16 protein-coding genes and 1 pseudogene are annotated in these 15,805 nt (G+C 65.6%); 4 read left to right on the forward strand and 13 right to left on the reverse strand.

Annotated elements, in window-relative coordinates; translation table 11 throughout:
- Positions 1 to 129, forward strand: a pseudogene (locus AC0Z2B_RS27935) (IS110 family transposase); the annotation flags it as partial.
- A 101-nt stretch (positions 130 to 230) separates the two neighbouring features.
- Here AC0Z2B_RS27935 and AC0Z2B_RS27940 read toward each other — a convergent pair.
- Complete coding sequence (locus AC0Z2B_RS27940) at positions 231 to 1,229, reverse strand: ABC transporter substrate-binding protein (RefSeq protein ID WP_476300959.1); 999 nt, start codon at positions 1,227 to 1,229, stop codon at positions 231 to 233.
- Between the two features lie 53 nt (positions 1,230 to 1,282).
- Complete coding sequence (locus AC0Z2B_RS27945) at positions 1,283 to 1,750, reverse strand: hypothetical protein (RefSeq protein WP_473006184.1); 468 nt, start codon at positions 1,748 to 1,750, stop codon at positions 1,283 to 1,285.
- A gap of 354 nt (positions 1,751 to 2,104) precedes the next feature.
- Between AC0Z2B_RS27945 and AC0Z2B_RS27950 the strand changes: the two genes are divergently transcribed.
- The 3 genes from AC0Z2B_RS27950 to AC0Z2B_RS27960 all read left to right on the forward strand — a co-directional run bounded on the left by AC0Z2B_RS27950 (position 2,105) and on the right by AC0Z2B_RS27960 (position 3,113).
- Positions 2,105 to 2,383, forward strand: a complete 279-nt coding sequence (locus AC0Z2B_RS27950; protein ID WP_473006182.1) for a hypothetical protein — start codon at positions 2,105 to 2,107, stop codon at positions 2,381 to 2,383.
- 25 nt (positions 2,384 to 2,408) lie between these two features.
- Positions 2,409 to 2,798, forward strand: coding sequence for a hypothetical protein (locus AC0Z2B_RS27955; protein ID WP_476300961.1), 390 nt, complete (start codon positions 2,409 to 2,411; stop codon positions 2,796 to 2,798).
- A gap of 75 nt (positions 2,799 to 2,873) precedes the next feature.
- A complete protein-coding gene (locus AC0Z2B_RS27960; RefSeq protein WP_473006179.1) occupies positions 2,874 to 3,113 on the forward strand; it encodes a DUF2789 family protein in 240 nt (79 codons plus the stop codon).
- Here the strand turns inward: AC0Z2B_RS27960 and AC0Z2B_RS27965 are convergent.
- The 11 genes from AC0Z2B_RS27965 to iolE all read right to left on the reverse strand — a co-directional run bounded on the left by AC0Z2B_RS27965 (position 3,101) and on the right by iolE (position 15,799).
- The gene (locus tag AC0Z2B_RS27965; protein ID WP_476300963.1) at positions 3,101 to 3,316 is read right to left on the reverse strand and encodes a hypothetical protein; all 216 of its coding nucleotides are present in this window, start codon (positions 3,314 to 3,316) and stop codon (positions 3,101 to 3,103) included. The genes AC0Z2B_RS27960 and AC0Z2B_RS27965 overlap by 13 nt on opposite strands.
- 118 nt (positions 3,317 to 3,434) lie before the next feature.
- Positions 3,435 to 4,928 (reverse strand): methyl-accepting chemotaxis protein, encoded by a 1,494-nt coding sequence (locus AC0Z2B_RS27970; RefSeq protein WP_476300965.1) that lies wholly within the window; start codon positions 4,926 to 4,928, stop codon positions 3,435 to 3,437.
- A gap of 680 nt (positions 4,929 to 5,608) precedes the next feature.
- Entirely contained in the window at positions 5,609 to 6,013 is a 405-nt protein-coding gene (locus AC0Z2B_RS27975; protein ID WP_027979546.1) for a TraR/DksA family transcriptional regulator, read from the reverse strand.
- Positions 6,014 to 6,362: 349 nt separating this feature from the next.
- Positions 6,363 to 7,388, reverse strand: coding sequence for an ABC transporter permease (locus tag AC0Z2B_RS27980; RefSeq protein WP_416423617.1), 1,026 nt, complete (start codon positions 7,386 to 7,388; stop codon positions 6,363 to 6,365).
- Positions 7,389 to 7,399: 11 nt separating this feature from the next.
- A complete protein-coding gene (locus tag AC0Z2B_RS27985; protein WP_476300967.1) occupies positions 7,400 to 8,956 on the reverse strand; it encodes a sugar ABC transporter ATP-binding protein in 1,557 nt (518 codons plus the stop codon).
- 30 nt (positions 8,957 to 8,986) lie between these two features.
- Complete coding sequence (locus tag AC0Z2B_RS27990) at positions 8,987 to 9,871, reverse strand: sugar ABC transporter substrate-binding protein (protein WP_476301030.1); 885 nt, start codon at positions 9,869 to 9,871, stop codon at positions 8,987 to 8,989.
- 227 nt (positions 9,872 to 10,098) lie between these two features.
- Entirely contained in the window at positions 10,099 to 11,115 is a 1,017-nt protein-coding gene (locus tag AC0Z2B_RS27995) for a Gfo/Idh/MocA family protein (RefSeq protein ID WP_476300969.1), read from the reverse strand.
- 24 nt (positions 11,116 to 11,139) lie between these two features.
- Positions 11,140 to 13,077 (reverse strand): 3D-(3,5/4)-trihydroxycyclohexane-1,2-dione acylhydrolase (decyclizing), encoded by a 1,938-nt coding sequence (gene iolD, locus AC0Z2B_RS28000; RefSeq protein WP_476300971.1) that lies wholly within the window; start codon positions 13,075 to 13,077, stop codon positions 11,140 to 11,142.
- 110 nt (positions 13,078 to 13,187) lie between these two features.
- On the reverse strand, positions 13,188 to 14,033 hold the full coding sequence (locus AC0Z2B_RS28005; protein ID WP_476300973.1) for a TIM barrel protein: 846 nt from the start codon (positions 14,031 to 14,033) through the stop codon (positions 13,188 to 13,190).
- Between the two features lie 51 nt (positions 14,034 to 14,084).
- Complete coding sequence (iolB, locus tag AC0Z2B_RS28010) at positions 14,085 to 14,894, reverse strand: 5-deoxy-glucuronate isomerase (protein ID WP_473006173.1); 810 nt, start codon at positions 14,892 to 14,894, stop codon at positions 14,085 to 14,087.
- Positions 14,891 to 15,799 carry a myo-inosose-2 dehydratase gene (gene iolE, locus AC0Z2B_RS28015; protein ID WP_416423612.1) on the reverse strand — a complete coding sequence of 303 codons (909 nt, stop codon included), beginning with the start codon at positions 15,797 to 15,799 and terminating at the stop codon, positions 14,891 to 14,893. Before iolE ends, iolB begins: the two co-directional genes overlap by 4 nt.
- Between the last annotated feature and the right edge of the window lie 6 nt (positions 15,800 to 15,805).

Raw genomic sequence — 15,805 nt, forward strand, 5'->3', positions numbered from 1 at the left:
TTTAAGGCGCGGTATGAAGGGCTATGTGGCAAAGGCAAGAGCGCGAAAGTCGCTCTTGTGGCGTGCATGCGAGTGCTGCTGATCCGGCTCAACGCCATGCTGCGCGACGGCACAGCATGGCGGGCATGAATAACTGGGCAAGACAGTTGCTGCTACGGGCGCGCGCACCCCTTTGCATCGCGGCCAAGGCCGGCTCCAACCACACGCGGCGTTGGGTTACAGGCACAGCGTCAGAGGGCTGCGGCAACTTTCTCGGCCACCGGTGCCGGCACCCAGCTGCGCCACAATTGCGGGTGATCCTTCAGGAACGCCGTGGCCACCTGGCGTGGCGGCAAATGGCCCTCGCTCATGGTCGCCAGCGCCTTGTTGAGGTCGTCGATGGGCAGCTGCACCTGCTGGAAGAACGCCACCAGCTGCGGGTACTGCTGGGCGAACGCCGACGACACCCCTACCGACAAAATCGAGGGCGGTGACCGCGTTGGCTTTGGCGCCGGGTTGTCGGCCTGGGTCAGGGTCTTCCAGGCCTCGGGGTCGAACGGCGGTTCCTGCAGCTGCACCAGCTTGTAGCGGCCCAGCAGCGGCGTCGGCGACCAGTAGTAGAACAGCACCGGCTGGCCGCGCTTGATCTGCGAGGTGATCTCGGCGTCCAGCGCCGCGCCACTGCCGGAGCGGAAATTGCTGTAAGTGTCGGTCAGGCCATAAGCCTTGAGCTTCTGGCCGTTGACCACTTCGGAGGTCCAGCCGATGGGGCTGTTGAGGAAACGCCCCTTGTCGGGGTTTTCCGGGTCGCGGAACACCGCCTTGTAGCGTGGCAGGTCGCTGACGCTGCGCAGGTCCGGCGCCAGCGGCTTGAGGCCGCGCGCGGGGTCGCCCTTGATCACGTATTCAGGCACCCACCAGCCTTCGGTGGCGCCGGCCACCAGGTTGCCCAGGCCCTTGACCTGGCCCGCTGCCTCGGCCTTGACCCACACGGGGCTGCGCCCCGCCCACTCCTCGGCGATCACCTGGATGTCGTTTTTCGCCAGCGCGGTTTCCAGGGTGATGGTAGTGCCCGGCAGGGTGTCGGTGGGAATGTCGTAGCCTTTTTCCACCACGATGCGCAGCAGTTCGGTGATCAGGCTACCGCTTTCCCAGTTCAGGTCGGCGAAGTGCACAGGCGCCGGGGCCGCGCGCAGGGGCGCCACCACCAGTGCCAGGCACCAGAATACAACGGGAACGATCAGTTTCATTGGGCACGGCCTCTACAGTCAGGACTCACTGACTATAGACCAGTGCCAACGGCTTATTCGCTGGGCTTGAAGGTCAACTCGCCCTTGCGCCACTTGGCGGCCTTGGACGAGGCGGCCTTGAGGGTCTTGGCCAGGCCTACCTGCAACTGCTCCTTGGCAGCGAAGACCATGACCACGGTCTGGCTTTCCTTGAACACGATGCCTTCGCCGTCCGCGGTGCTGACAAACGCATATTCACCCAGGCCATACACCGCCAACTTGATCTCGCGAAACTTGATTTCAAACTTGCCGCCTTCGCGGCTGGGCAATACTGCGGCGCGGAAGTGGTCGCCGACCTTGAGTTCCAGGCGCTGCTTGTCATCGACCACCAATGCACTTTCAGTGTCGATCTCGGCCATGTAGATACCTTCGGCCGTTTGCTCGGTGACATACACGAAACGCGATTGAAAGAGTTTCACCAGTTTGGCGCGAAGATCGCCCAGCACGAACAAGGCGTGCATTTCCAGATTACTTACTGCCAATTAAAAAATCCTCGAAATGAAAAACCGCCCGTGAACACGTGGGCAGCTGAACTGAACCTGTCCACACCCGATAACCAAGGTGCGGAACAACATGAAAACAAGTCCATGGGCAGGCGCGCGGCGCAAGCCTACAAGAAAGCCCCCCGGCTGGGACGCTCACGGATAGAGACTGCCCTTGAAGGAAAAGGCACAGGAACGCGTCGGCCATTGCCCAACTGCTGGAATCAGCAATACGCCGCAGGTTAAAGCGCCATTTCCTACATCGTGACGAAGTAAAAAGTGCGATAGCTATGCAACTCGCTCGACCATGAGGGTCAACGCGACAGCAGACAGTCCCCACAGGAAGGAACGAATATGCACGAATCAATGGAAAGCCGTCGAGGGAATATCGACACGGCTGACGCGGCTATCGACTTCGGCGCTGCATTGTACCGGCTGGAGGTCCCGCAGGGCTACCGTAACACGCTGCGTTGTCACGTGATTCCCGCCGGTCGCGACTTTTTTCATATACGCGAACTGGACTCGGGCCGCACCCTGGGGTTTCGCTGCGGGCACCTGGCCGCCTGCGCGCTGGCACGGCAACTGGAAAACACCACGGGCCTCAAGGAGTTTGTAATGACGCCGATACAATGAGCGAACCCCAAGGAGGTGGTCGCCCATGATGGATATCAATCCCGTCGCCGCGCTGTTCGGCCTTGCCCCCGATGACCCGGCCAAAGTGCGCGCCGAAGCCGAGGCGGCCGCCGACAAGGCTGCGGCCGCCAAGCGCCAGGCGCAACAGGCGGCCGCCAACCGGCGCGCGCGCAAACACAACCAGCAGATCGCCGACCTGAAGAGCCAGGCGCGTCATGAGCAGCATGAGTTCATGGCGGTGCAGAACGCCGAGTACCACAGCGTGGCCGAGCGCAACCTGGCGCTGATTCGCGCCAAGGCCAGCATGATGGCCGCCCGCATCGCCAGCAACCTGGCAACCTCGGTGCCCGCCCGGCCGCAGCAGAATGCGCCCATGCAGAACATCGATTCGCGCAGCATCGATACCGACGCGTAGCGTGCAGCGGGGTGAACTCCTGGCTCGCCGACCTTTCAGAGGATAGGTACGGCACCACACAGCCAAGGAGATGACATGGAAACCGAACACACCAACCTGGGTACGCTATTCGAGCAACTGGGCCTGGACGGCGACCCCGCCAGCATCGACCGCTTCATCGCCGCCCACCCTCTGGCGGCGGACGTGAAGCTCATCGATGCCCCCTTCTGGAACGAACGCCAGGCCAGCTTCCTGAAAGAGGAACTACGCGCCGATGGCGGCGACTGGGCCATTCCCATCGACGAACTGAACGTGCGCCTGCATCAGCAGGCCTGACGCGCCGGCATCAGGCTGGGGTCCACCGCCAGCTGCGCCAGCCAGGCCTCGCGGCACTCCACGGCTTCGGCGCGGCTGGCAAAGGCGGTGCCGCGGCGCTCGCCGTTGACCAGCACTACCCAGCACACGCGCTTGCCGATGGCCTGGAGGTTGGCCGGTACACCACTGCCGATCATCACGGCCACATCAACTTGGGTTTGCATGATTTCCCTCCCGAGATTTCATTAGCAACCTAACAATATGGCCATCTTAATGCCTCCATTGCTCAAGAAACAGCCAAACCTGGTACAGCTTCGTTACAGCAACGGTAACAAACGGCCGTTATCCTCGAGCCTTTTGCGGTGTATATCCCAGCCGCAGCCCGCCCCAATGCCGCCCCTTTACGGTTATCGGCACGGACAAGTCGTGCATGAGCTCACCGGTGTCACGGGTGTAGGTTTGCAGCAGTAGCGGCTGCTGATGGCTGCCGCAGCGCGCCCCGGTGCGGTCGTCGAAACGGCGCTTGGTGCGGTTGTGCAACGCATCGTGGGCGACGTCGCCGGTCAACGGCTGGCTGAACGCCCGGTTATGCGTGGGCACGTAGCCCTGGGGCGTACAGGCGATGGCGAACACCAGCCCTTCATGACGCGCCAGCAACGGCTCCTGGATCGCCGGCAGCACCTGGTCGGCGTAGCGGTCGAAACGGGTGTGGAATTTCGTCGGGTGCGTGTTGGCGATGGGCTGGTACTGACGGTCGAACAGCTCGTCGAGGCTGATGCGCCCCTGCTCCACGTCCTGCTCGAAACGCTCGCCAATCTGCCGCGCGCCTTCGCGGGCCAGGTCATAGATGCGCTGGTGGTAGTCATCCATGCCCACCTCGGCCAGGCGCTCGCTGATGCGCTCGGCCTGGGCTTCCATCTGCACGGCGGCGTCGGCCAGGCTGCGGGTCTGGCCGTCGCTCACCGCCAGGTCGCCGCGCACCTGCTCTACCGCCTGGAACAGGCTGGCCAACTGCACGCGGTTGGTCTCGGCGCCGCGGGCAATCTCGCCGACCTGGGTCTCCACCCCGGCGGCCAGCGCCGCGATGGTTTCCAGTTGCTCGCCCGTGCGCTCGACCTGCACCACGCCGGCGCCCAGGTCGCTGGCAAGCTCCCGGATCTGCTCCACCACCTGGGCGGTGCGCAGCTGGATGTCGGCGACCATCTGCCCCACTTCTTCGGTGGCGGTGGCCGTGCGCCCGGCCAGGCCGCGCACCTCATCGGCGACCACGGCGAAGCCACGGCCGTACTCGCCGGCGCGGGCCGCCTCGATGGCGGCGTTGAGGGCCAGCAGGTTGGTCTGGCTGGCGATGGACTGGATCACAGCAGTCACCCGCTGAATGTCTTCGCTGCGCTGGCTCAGGGCCTCGATCAGCTCGCGGCTGGCAGTCGCCCGTGCGCTGAGCTGGTGCATGCGGCTGATGGATTCGGCCAGCACCTCGCGGCCGGCCACGCTGTGGCGGTGGGCTTCGCTGGCGGCGCCCAGGGCTTGCTGGCTGAGTTGCGACGTAATCTGTTCGGTGCCGATCATCACCTCGGCGCTGCTGACGATCTGCGCTGCGGCGCCCAGCTGGGACTGCACGCGCGCGGCCAGCTGGCGCACGGCAAAGGCCACGCCGGCGGCGGACAGGGCGTTGTGGCTGGTGCTATGGGACAGGTCGCGGGTCAGCGCGGCCAGCGGGTCGGGCCCGGCGGCTAGCGGTGCGCTGGCGGGCCTGCGCAGGCGCGACAGCCAGGCGAAAACGCCCCCTGGGGCCGAAGGCCGGGCAGCGTCGAGCAGAGATCCGTCTCTCGTCATGGCAAGTACTCCATAGCTATTGTCGTTGTTTTGACGTCATTAAACGTCAAGTGATGGCAATTAGCTATGACCACTTGGGAGCAACGGGTGGGCGTGTTATGCCCTTTTGACGCGGCCTGCGGCCGCTGCTACGGGGCCCCGTGTACCTCGACGATCGCGTCGCCTGCATCGCGGCCAAGGCCGGCTCCTACCACGGACGGCGTAGGAGCCGACTTCAGTCGCGATGCAGACGGCGCCGTTTCAAGACAGTTGCTGCTACAGGGCCCCGTGTACCTCGTCGAACGCGTCGCCTGCATCGCGGCCAAGGCCGGCTCCTACCACGCACGGCGTAGGAGCTGACTTCAGTCGCGATGCAGACGGCGCCGTTTCAAGACAGTTGCTGCTACAGGGCCCCGTGTACCTCGTCGATCGCGTCGCCTGCATCGCGGCCAAGGCCGGCTCCTACCACGCACGGCGTAGGAGCCGACTTTAGTCGCGATGCAGACGACGCCGTTTCAAGACAGTTGCTGCTACAGGGCCCCGTGTACCTCGTCGAACGCGTCGCCTGCATCGCAGCCAAGGCCGGCTCCTACCACGCACGGCGTAGGAGCCGACTTTAGTCGCGATGCAGACGACGCCGTTTCAAGACAGTTGCTGCTACAGGGCCCCCGTAGCAGCGGCCGCAGGCCGCGTCCGAGGCATCAAGCCTGGCGCTGGTGCTTGTCGATCTGCTCGTGACGTTCCTGCGCTTCAATGCAGTACTTGGTGGTCGGGCTGATCAGCAGGCGTTTCAGGCCGATTGGCTCGCCGCTGTCGTCGCACCAGCCGAAGCTTTCGTCGGCGATACGGCCCAGGGCCTGCTCCAGTTGCGGCAGCGAACGCTGGTCGCGGTCGATGACGTTCACCAGCCAGTGGCGCTCTTCTTCCACGGAAGCGGCGTCGGCCGGGTCAGCCGGGGTGTCCAGGCTTTCGATGGCGATGCGGCTCTGCTCGATGCGCTCGTGGGTTTCCACCTTCAGCGCCTGCAGCAGCTCGGTGAAGAATGCCAGTTGCTCAGCATTCATGTAGTCATCGGCCGGCATGGCCAGCAACTTTTCCTTTGTCATTGATTTCTCTATAAAAAATACGTGCATTAAGGCGAATCAAAAGGTGTGACCGGGCCTTGCCCGACCTCACGGAATTCTTCAAGCGCCAGCTGGCACTCAATTTATGAGGGGCGGCAGTCTAAGGCCGGTTTTCGCGCGCAGCAACTGAATTGACGGTAGATTTGACCAATAACCGCTATATAAACGCAATCGGGTGGATGGCGGAGGCCAAAAATACACCCCACGGGCGAATTGTGCTTGGGAAATTTGCCGGAATTGACGGCGATCAGGCCGGTAACACGTGGCCAAATGTAAAAAAGCCCGCGAGGCACCGGGAGCGGTGCGACGCGGGCGAAAAGCCGCAGCGAAGTCAGCGTTTGAGTATGCGCTTGTTGCGATACTGGTCGATGACCACCGCCACCACGATGATCACGCCCTTGATGATGTCCTGCACGTAGGCATCCACCCCCACGAAGGTGAAGCCCGACGCCATCACCCCGAGGATCAGCGCGCCGATTACCGTGCCGCTGATGCGCCCTACCCCGCCCACCAGGCTGGTGCCGCCGATCACGGCCGCGGCAATGGCGTCCAGCTCGTAGGACATGCCCATGCCGGCCTGGCCGGTGGCCGCCCGCGCCGAGGCCACCACGCCTGCCAGCCCGGCCAGCAGGCCGGCGATGCTGTAGACGATGATCAGGTGGCGCTTGACGTTGATGCCGCTGGTGCGCGCCGCCTGCATGTTGCCGCCGATGGCGTAGGTGTACTTGCCGTAGCGGGTGTAGCGCAGGGCGATGTGGAAGATCACCGCCACCACCAGGAAGATGATCACCGGCATGGCCCCGCGGCCGATGGCCGTGTAGCTGTCCGAGAGCATGCTGATGGGCTGGCCTTCGGTGTACAGGCGCGCCAGGCCGCGGGCCGAGACCATCATGCCGAGGGTGGCGATGAACGGCGGGATGCCGGTCATGGCGATGATGCTGCCGTTGATGGCCCCCGCCAGCAGTCCCACCGCCAGGCCGGCGATCACCGGCGCCCACACGGGCAGGTCGGTGAGGTGCGGGAACACTGCCCGGGCGTAGTCGGAACTCTGCGCCAGGCTGGCGGCGACCATGGCCGACAGCGCCAGCACCGAGCCCGACGACAGGTCGATGCCGGTGGTGATGATCACCTGGGTCACGCCGATGGCGATCAAACCGATGATGGACACCTGCAGAATCATCAGCACCAGGCGCTGGGAGTTCATCAGGAAGCTCTGGTCGCGCACGATCCAGCCGAACACCTCGAACACCAGGCCAATGCCGATCAGCACCAGCAGGATGCTCAGCTCGGTGGGCATGCGGCGCCGCGAGCGGCTGGGCGGTGCGGCGACAGGTTTGTTTTCAGTCAGGGTAGTCATGGGCAGGGTTCCTATTGGGCGTGCGCAGGCGCGGCAGGGTTAGTTGCCGCTGCGGTCACGCCGGAGGCCAGGTGCATGATGCGCTCCTGGGTCGCGTCGGCGCGGTCGAGGATGCCGGTCATGTGGCCTTCGTGCATCACCAGCACACGGTCGCTCATGCCCAGCACTTCCGGTAGTTCCGAAGAGATCATGATCACCGCCAGGCCTTCGTCGGCCAGCTGCGCGATCAGACGGTAGATTTCAGCCTTGGCGCCGACGTCGACGCCACGGGTGGGCTCGTCGAGGATCAGCACCCGCGGGTTGGTCATCAGCCAGCGCGCCAGCAGGGCCTTCTGCTGGTTGCCACCCGAAAGGCTGTCGATGCACTGGTCCAGCGACGGCGTCTTGACCCGCAAACGCTTGCACATGTCCTCGCACAGCAACCGCAGGGTCTTCTCGTGGACGAAACCGTGGCCCACATGGTGTGGCAGCACCGCCACCTGCATGTTCTCCAGCACCGACAGGCACGGGAACAGCCCGGTCAGCTTGCGGTCCTCGGTCAGCAGCGCCAGGCCCAGGTGAATGGCCTGGCCCGGGTCGCTCATGCGCACCGCCTTGCCGTCGACGAAAATCTCACCCTGGGTGGCGGGGGTGATGCCGAACAGGGTCTCGGCGATGTTGGTGCGCCCTGCGCCCATCAGCCCGGCGATGCCCAGCACCTCGCCGGCGTGCAGCTCGAAGGACACGCCCTCGAACACCCCGGCCAGGCCCAGGTTCCGGGCGGCCAGGCGCACCGGCCCCAGCGGCTGGTTGCGCTGGGGGAACAGCTGGGTCAGCTCGCGGCCGACCATCAACGTGATCAACTGATCGCCATCGAGGCTGTGCGCCGGGTACTGGCCGATGAAGCAGCCGTCGCGGAACACCGCCACCTGGTCGGCGATGGCGAACACCTCGTCCATTTTATGGGTGATGTAGACGATGGCCTTACCCTGGGCCTTGAGGTCCTGGATGATGGAGAACAGGTGCGCCACTTCCTTTTCGGTAATGGCCGAGGTGGGCTCGTCCATGATCAGGATGTCGGAGTCGTAGCTCACCGCCTTGGCAATCTCGACCATCTGCCGGGCGGCGATGCTCAGCTCGCCTACCAGGTCGTCGGGCGACAGCGAGATGCGCAGGCGCTCCAGCAGTTGCGCAGTGGCGCGGTGCATGGCGCCGTGGTCCACCAGGTGCCAGGGGGTCAGCGGTTCGCGGCCGATCCAGATGTTCTCGGCGATGCTCATGTGCGGCATCAGGTTGAGTTCCTGGTGGATCATGGCGATGCCGGCCAGCTGCGCCGCCAGCGGGTTGTCCATCACCAGCGGCTCGCCGCGCAGGCGCAGCTCGCCGCTGTCGGGCTGGTGGATACCGGCGATGATCTTCATCAGCGTCGACTTGCCGGCGCCGTTCTCGCCCATCAGCGCCAGCACCTCACCGCGGTGCACGCTCAGGCGGACGTTGTCCAGGGCGGTGACGCCGGGGAAGCGCTTGGTCACGCCGGTCACTTCCAGCAGGCATTCGTGTTCGATTGGATCGTTGGCAAAGGCAAGCATCGAGGTGCACTCCACAGGCTGGGCGGGCGATCAGTGTTTGAACTGGTCGGCGTTGTCCGCGGTAATCAGCTGGTACGGAACCATGAGCCGGGGCGCCACGGTTTCCTTGTGGGCCATTTTCACCGCGGCTTCCACCGAGGCGTCGGCCTGCCCTTTCGCGTCCTGGTACACGGACACGGCCAAGTCACCCTTCTTCACCGCGTTGAGGCCGTCGGGCGTACCGTCGACCCCGCCGATCAGCACCTTGCCTTTCTCCACGCCCGCCTGCTTGAGCGCCATGGCGGCGCCGATGGCCATCTCGTCGTTGTTGGAGAGCACGGCGTTGAATTCGCGGCCCTGGGTGATCCAGTCATTGACCAGGTCCATGCCTTTCTGGCGCAGCCAGATGCCGGTCTGTTCCTGGTCGATCTTGATGCCGGGGTATTTGGCCAGCACTTCCTTCACGCCCTTGGTGCGGTTCTGGGTGGAGTTGTTGGCCAGGTCGCCCAGCAGGATCACCACGTTGCCCTTGCCGCCCATCTTGTCGGCCAGGTACTGGGCCTGCATTTCGCCGGCCTTGATGTCATCGGAGGCCACCACAACCACGCCCTTGGGCTGGTTGGGGTCGTCGGGGCTGCGGTTGACGTACACCAGCGGGATGCCGGCCTGGGTGGCTTCGTCGGTGATGCGCTTGGTGGCGGCGGTGTCCACCGGGTTGACGATGATGGCGTCGACCTTCTGGCTGATGAAGCTTTCCACCTGGCTGAGCTGCTTGACCACGTCGCCGCGGGCGTCTTCGAACTGCAGCGAGACGCCGTCGGGCATGGCCTTGGCCTTGGCGCCCATGGCTTCACGCAGGTAGGTCAGCCAGGTGTCATCGAACTGCGACATGGCCACGCCGACCTTGATGTCGGCCAGGGCCACGCCACTGGCCATGGTCAGGGCAATTGCCAGGCAGAGACGGCGAACGGGGGACGTGCGGGTGGAGCGCAGCCGGGAGGCTTGCGGGGTGAAGGTTTTCATCGACGGCACCTTTTTATTGTTGTGCTTGGTTTTTTTCATCCGCCGCGCCGGTTGGGCGGCGGATGTGAAAGTCGGAACCTGCAATTGACTCTAGTAGAAAATAAATTCCATATCAAATGAATTTAGAATTTTATTGCATCTTATAATTTCACTACCTCACCCAGGGTTGCGCTGCGCCGCGCGGCGTCCAGCACTACCAGCGCCTGCACCGCGTCGCGGGCGTCCACCGGCAGCTCCGCGCCCTGGTCCACGGCCGCCTGCAACTGCTGGTAGAACTGCAGCCAGTTGCCGCGTTCCGAGGGCACCTTCTCGCGTTCCGCGCCCTGCTCGAACCAGCCCCAGCGCCGGTGCTCTTCCACGCCCCAGTTGTCCCCGGCACTGGCCGGGGTGAGCCCGGCCTCGGCCTGCTCGCTTTGCACGTCCAGGCCCTCGACACTGTAGCTGCCATGCTCGCCGCACACCCGGAAGCGTGGGCGTGGCGCGCTTTGCAGGCCGTTGCCGTGCAGGTGGCTGATGGTGCCGCTGGCGTGGGTAAGGGACACGAAGAAACCGTGGTCGACGGTCTGCCCGGGCGCCAGCGCCAGCTCGGCGTACACTTGGGTCACCGGGCCGAACAGCTGCAGCGCCTGGTCCACCAGGTGGCTGCCCAGGTCACGCAGCCAGCCGCCGCCACTGTCGTTGCCCAGGTTCTGCGGCTCGTAGCGTTCCACCGCCGACTCGAAGCGCTGCACCCGCCCCAGCACGCCGCTGTCCAGCAGCTTGCGCACGGTGAGGAAGTCCGAATCCCAGCGGCGGTTCTGGTAGACGCTGATGGGCACGCCCTGGCGCTCGGCCGACTCCACCAGCACCTGCGCCTGCTGGGCATCGGCGGCGAAGGGCTTGTCGCTGACCACCGCCACGCCATGCTCGATGGCCTCCAGCACCAGCGCCGGGCGGCCCTTGAGCGAGGTGGAGATCACCACCGCGTCAACGCCTGCCTCCACCAGCTGCGCCAGGCTGTCAAAGGCCGGCACGCCGGGGAAATCCGCCGCCAGCTGCGCGCGGCGCTCGGCCGAGCGCGTCACCACGCCCACCCACCGGGCGCCGCCCAGGCTGGCCAACAGCGGTGCATGGAACACGCGGCCGCCGCGGCCGTAACCTACTAATCCGATACGCATGATTCGCTTCTCCTGTGCCACGACTCAGTACTGGCGCGCCTTGGCCAGCTGTTCGTCGAGCGCGCGCCTGGCCTCGGCCGTGCGTGCGCTGGTGGATACTTCGGCCACGCCCACCCGCCACCAGGACAGGTAACCGTGGATCATGGTCTTGGGCAGTACCTTGATATCGATCAGCGTCGACACCGTCTGCTGGCGGGCGTCACGCAGCGCCGCGTGCAACTGCTCCAGGGTGCTGACCTTGTAGGTCTTGCAGCCGTAGGCCGCTGCGCTCATGGCGAAGTCCACCGGCACGAAGCCGCCGTCCAGGTTGCCGGTCTCGGCGTTGCGGTAGCGGAACTCGGTGGCGAAACTGTCCATGCCATGGCCCATCTGCAGGTTGTTGATGCAGCCGAAGGTCATGTTGTCGAGCAGCAGCACGTTGATCTTGCGGCGCTCCTGGATCGAAGTGGCCAGCTCCGAGTGCAGCATCAGGTACGAGCCATCGCCCACCAGTGCGTACACCTCGCGCGCCGGCTCGGCAAGCTTCACCCCCAGCGCCGCGTTGACCTCGTAGCCCATGCACGAGTAGCCGTATTCCAGGTGGTAGCTGTTGACGCTGCGGCTTTGCCACACGCGCTGCAGGTCGCCGGGCAGGCTGCCGGCGGCCGCGACGATCACCGCATCGGCGTCCAGCTCGCGGTTGATCACCCCCAGCACCTGGCTCTGGGTCAGCGCCGAGCCGGTCAGCTCGATGAATTCGCGCAGCACCGCCGGGTCCAGGTGGTCGGTGATTTCGGGGCTGAAGTCCTCGCTACTGTAGTGCGCCGCATACACTCGCTCGACCTCGGCGTGGTACTGGCCGCGCGCCTCCATTACCTGGTTGCCCCAGCCGGCCCGGTAGCCTTGCCGCGCCAGCGCTTCGGCCAGTTGCTGCAGGCCCAGCTTGGCGTCGGCCAGCAGCTGTATGGCGTCGAGCTTGAGCACGTCGCCGCCGTTGATGTTGAGGTTGATGAACTGCACCTCGGGGTGCTGGTACAGCCACTTCGACGAGGTAGTGAAGTCGGTGTAGCGGGTGCCGATGCCGATGATCAGGTCGGCCTCCCTGGCCAGCAGGTTGGCCGCCAGGCAGCCGGTCTCGCCAATGCCGCCCACGTTCAGCGGGTGGCTGGAGACGATGGCGCTCTTGCCCGCCTGGGTCTCGGCGAAGGGAATGTCGAAACGTTCGGCGAAGGCCTGCAGGGTGTCGGCGGCGCCAGAGTACTTCACCCCGCCACCGCAGATGATCAACGGCTTGCGCTTGCCGGCCAGCAGCGCCACCGCATCGGCCAGCGAGGCCTCGCCCGGCTGGCGCCGCTCCACGCGGTGCACGCGCCGGGCCAGGAAGCTGTCGGGGTAGTCGTGGGCTTCGGCCTGCACGTCCTGGGGCAGCGCCAGGGTGACCGCGCCGGTCTCGGCAGGGTCGGTGAGCACGCGCATGGCCTGCAGGGCGGCGCTGATCAGCTGTTCGGGGCGGTTGATGCGGTCCCAGTATTTGCTCACGGCCTTGAACGCATCGTTGGTGCTGATGCTGAGGTCGTGGAACTGCTCGATCTGCTGCAGCACCGGGTCGGGCTGGCGGCTGGCGTAGACGTCGCCGGGCAACAGCAGCAAGGGAATGCGGTTGGCCGTGGCGGTGGCCGCGGCGGTGAGCATGTTCGCCGCGCCAGGCCCTACCGACGAGCTGCAGGCGTAGATCCTGCGGCGCAGGTGCTGCTTGGCGAAGCCGATGGCGGCGTGGGCCATGCCCTGCTCGTTGCGGCCCTGGTGCACCACCAGCTGGCCGCGGTCCTGCTCCAGGGCCTGGCCCAGGCCCAGCACGTTGCCGTGGCCGAAAATGGTGAACACGCCTTCGACGAATTTGCTCTGCACCCCGTCGACTTCAATGTACTGGTTGTCCAGAAAGCGCACCAGGGCCTGGGCCATGGTCAATCGTGTCGTGCTCATGCTTGCACCTTATTATTGTTCAAGAGAAGTGCCCTGGTAGGAGCCGAGCTTGCTCGCGATGAGCCTCCCCGCTCGTTACGCGTAACGGCCATCGCGAGCAAGCTCGGCTCCTACGGGGCGACGTGCGAGGGCGCCAGGGTATCCATCTGGCGATTGAGGTACGCCATGCTCTGCCCCAGCGCCGTGCGGATGTCGGCCAGGTCGTGGACGCTGTCGGCGAACGGCTCCCACGACACGTAGCCGTCGTAGCCGCTGCTGAGCAGGCTGTCGAGCTGCTCGGCGTTGCCAAGGATGTCGCCGTCGCCGATCAGCACCCGGTGGCCGTCGAGAATGCTGGCCAGCGGCGCCTGGCGGTCTTCCACGCCGCTGATGTGCACCAGGCCCGTCAGCGCCGGGAAGAATTCCTGCTCGCCGGCCAGGTGGTGGTGGAAGGTGTCATGCACCAGGCGGAACACGTCCAGGCCGCCGATGGCCTTGATCGCCTCCACCGCAGTGCGCTTGCGGCGCAGGGCCGATTGTTCGAAGCCCAGCGGTTCGACAAAGCCCAGCAGGCCATGCTCGCGCAGGATCGGCGCCAGCTCGGTGAGCGCCGTGCGCAGGCCGGCGGCGCGTTCGGCGCTGCTGCGGCTGTCGGCCTCGTTGAACGGGCACAGCACCAGGCCACGGGCACCGCAGCCACGGGCATAGGCCGCCAGCTTCAGGGCCTGGGCGCGGCGCTGGTCGTTCCAGACATCGAAGGGGTACAGGGCGTTGATCGACAGCACGCTGATGCCCTCGGCCGCGCACAGCTGGCGCACGGTCTCGGCGGGCGTGCCGTCTTCGATCTCGACACCCTTGAGGTCGTTGCGGATCTCGATGGCATCGGCCTTCAGCGCCACCGCCAGCTGGATGAACTCCACCAGGGGCAGGCGCGGGGCAACCATGCGGTTGAGGGCGAAACGCAGGGGCTGGCGCATTCTTGTTGTTCTCCTGAGTTGGCAAACCGTGTGTGGGTCAAGCGGGCGCAGTCAGAGGTCCAGCAGCCATTCGTGCTGCGGGTCATTGTTGAATTGCCATACCCGGCGCGGGCCGGCCATGACGTTCAGGTAGTAGCTCTCGTAGCCATACGGCACGCTGACCGGGTGGTAGCCCTCGGGCACCACCACCAGATCGTTGTTCTCCACGGCCATGGCCTGGTCGATGCTGCGGTCGTCGGTGTACACGCGCTGGAACACGAAGCCCTGGGGCGGGTTGACCTGGTGATAGTAGGTCTCTTCCAGGAAGCTCTCGGCGGGCAGTGCGTCGCGGTCGTGCTTGTGCGGCGGGTAGCTGGAGCTGTGCCCCGACGGCGTGCGCACCTCCACCACCAGCAGCGAATGGGCCACCTCGGTATCCGGCAGGATGTCGCAGACGTAGCGGGTGTTGGCGCCCTTGCCGCGGGTGCTGCGCTTCATGCTCTGGGCGCTGATGACCCGCGCCTGCAACTCGCCGGCCGGCGCACCGGGGGCGGCGCACACCGCCACCTGCACATCGCTCAGCGCCTGCAGGCGCGCCTGGCTGCCGCTGGGCAGGTACACCGCCCACGGCGATTTGTCCTCGAACACCGACTGCCGCTCACCCAGGTTGTCCCAGCTGAACGCGCCCTGCACCGGCGCCTCGCCGGCCACGCTGGCGCGGCCGCTGAGCAGCACCACGCACAGTTCCTGGCTGCCGGCGTGCAGCGGCAGGCTTTCGCCCAGGCTCAGGCGGTGGGCGCTGAAGCCCACGTATTCCAGGGCGCCCTCGGCCAGGCGTACCACTTCCTGGCCCTGCTTATTACTCTTGACCAACAGGCTCATGCTGCGGTCCTCCGTTGCCGGGCCTGGGCAAGCAAGGTGCTCAGGGTGTCGTAGCCTTTCTTGGCGTAGAAGTAGCTGGGGGCCACGGCCGGGTCCTGCTCGGCCTCCACCACCAGCCAGCCGTTGTAGTCCACCGCCAGCAACTCGTCGAGCAGCGGCGCGAAATCGATGTCGCCATCGCCCGGCACGGTGAAGGTGCCGTTGACGATGCAGTCGGGGAAGCTCCAGAGGTTATTGCGCGCCAGCTGCACTACTGGCTGGCGCACGTCCTTGAAGTGCACGTGGCAGACGCGCTTGATGTGCTTGCGCAGCACCGCCAGCGGGTCGCCGCCGCCCATGAAGCAGTGCCCGGCGTCGAACAGCAGGCCCACCTGCTCGCCAGTCAGCGCCATCAGCGTGTCGATGTCCTCGGGCGCCTCCACATAGGCGCCCATGTGGTGGTGGTAGGCCAGGCGCACGCCCTGGCTCAGGGTGTAGCTGGCCAGCTCGTCGAGCTTGGCGGCGTAGGCTTTCCAGGCCGCTTCGCTGTGGAAGCGCGGGCGCTCCACCAGCCGGATGCGGCTGCCCTGAATGGAGTCGGCCACCTCACCGTACACCAGCACATTGGCGCCGTTGGCGGCCAGCAGCTGCACGTGGCTGGCGATGGCGTCGATTTCCTCGGCGGCCGAACGCTGGGCCAGGCGCCCCGAATACCAGCCCGACACCAGCGCCAGGTCATAGGGCTTGAGCACCTGGGCCACGCCCTGGGCGTCCTTGGGGAATTTGCCGTTGAGTTCAAAGCCTGCGTAGCCGATGGCCTTGCCCTCGCTCAAGGCCGTGCTCAGCGGGGTTTCGCCGCCCAGGGACGGCAGGTCGTCGTTGCTCCAGGAAATCGGGTTGATGCCGATACGAATCGCGGATGGCATGGCTGC

Source organism: Pseudomonas sp. GYB4201 (assembly GCF_056312595.1).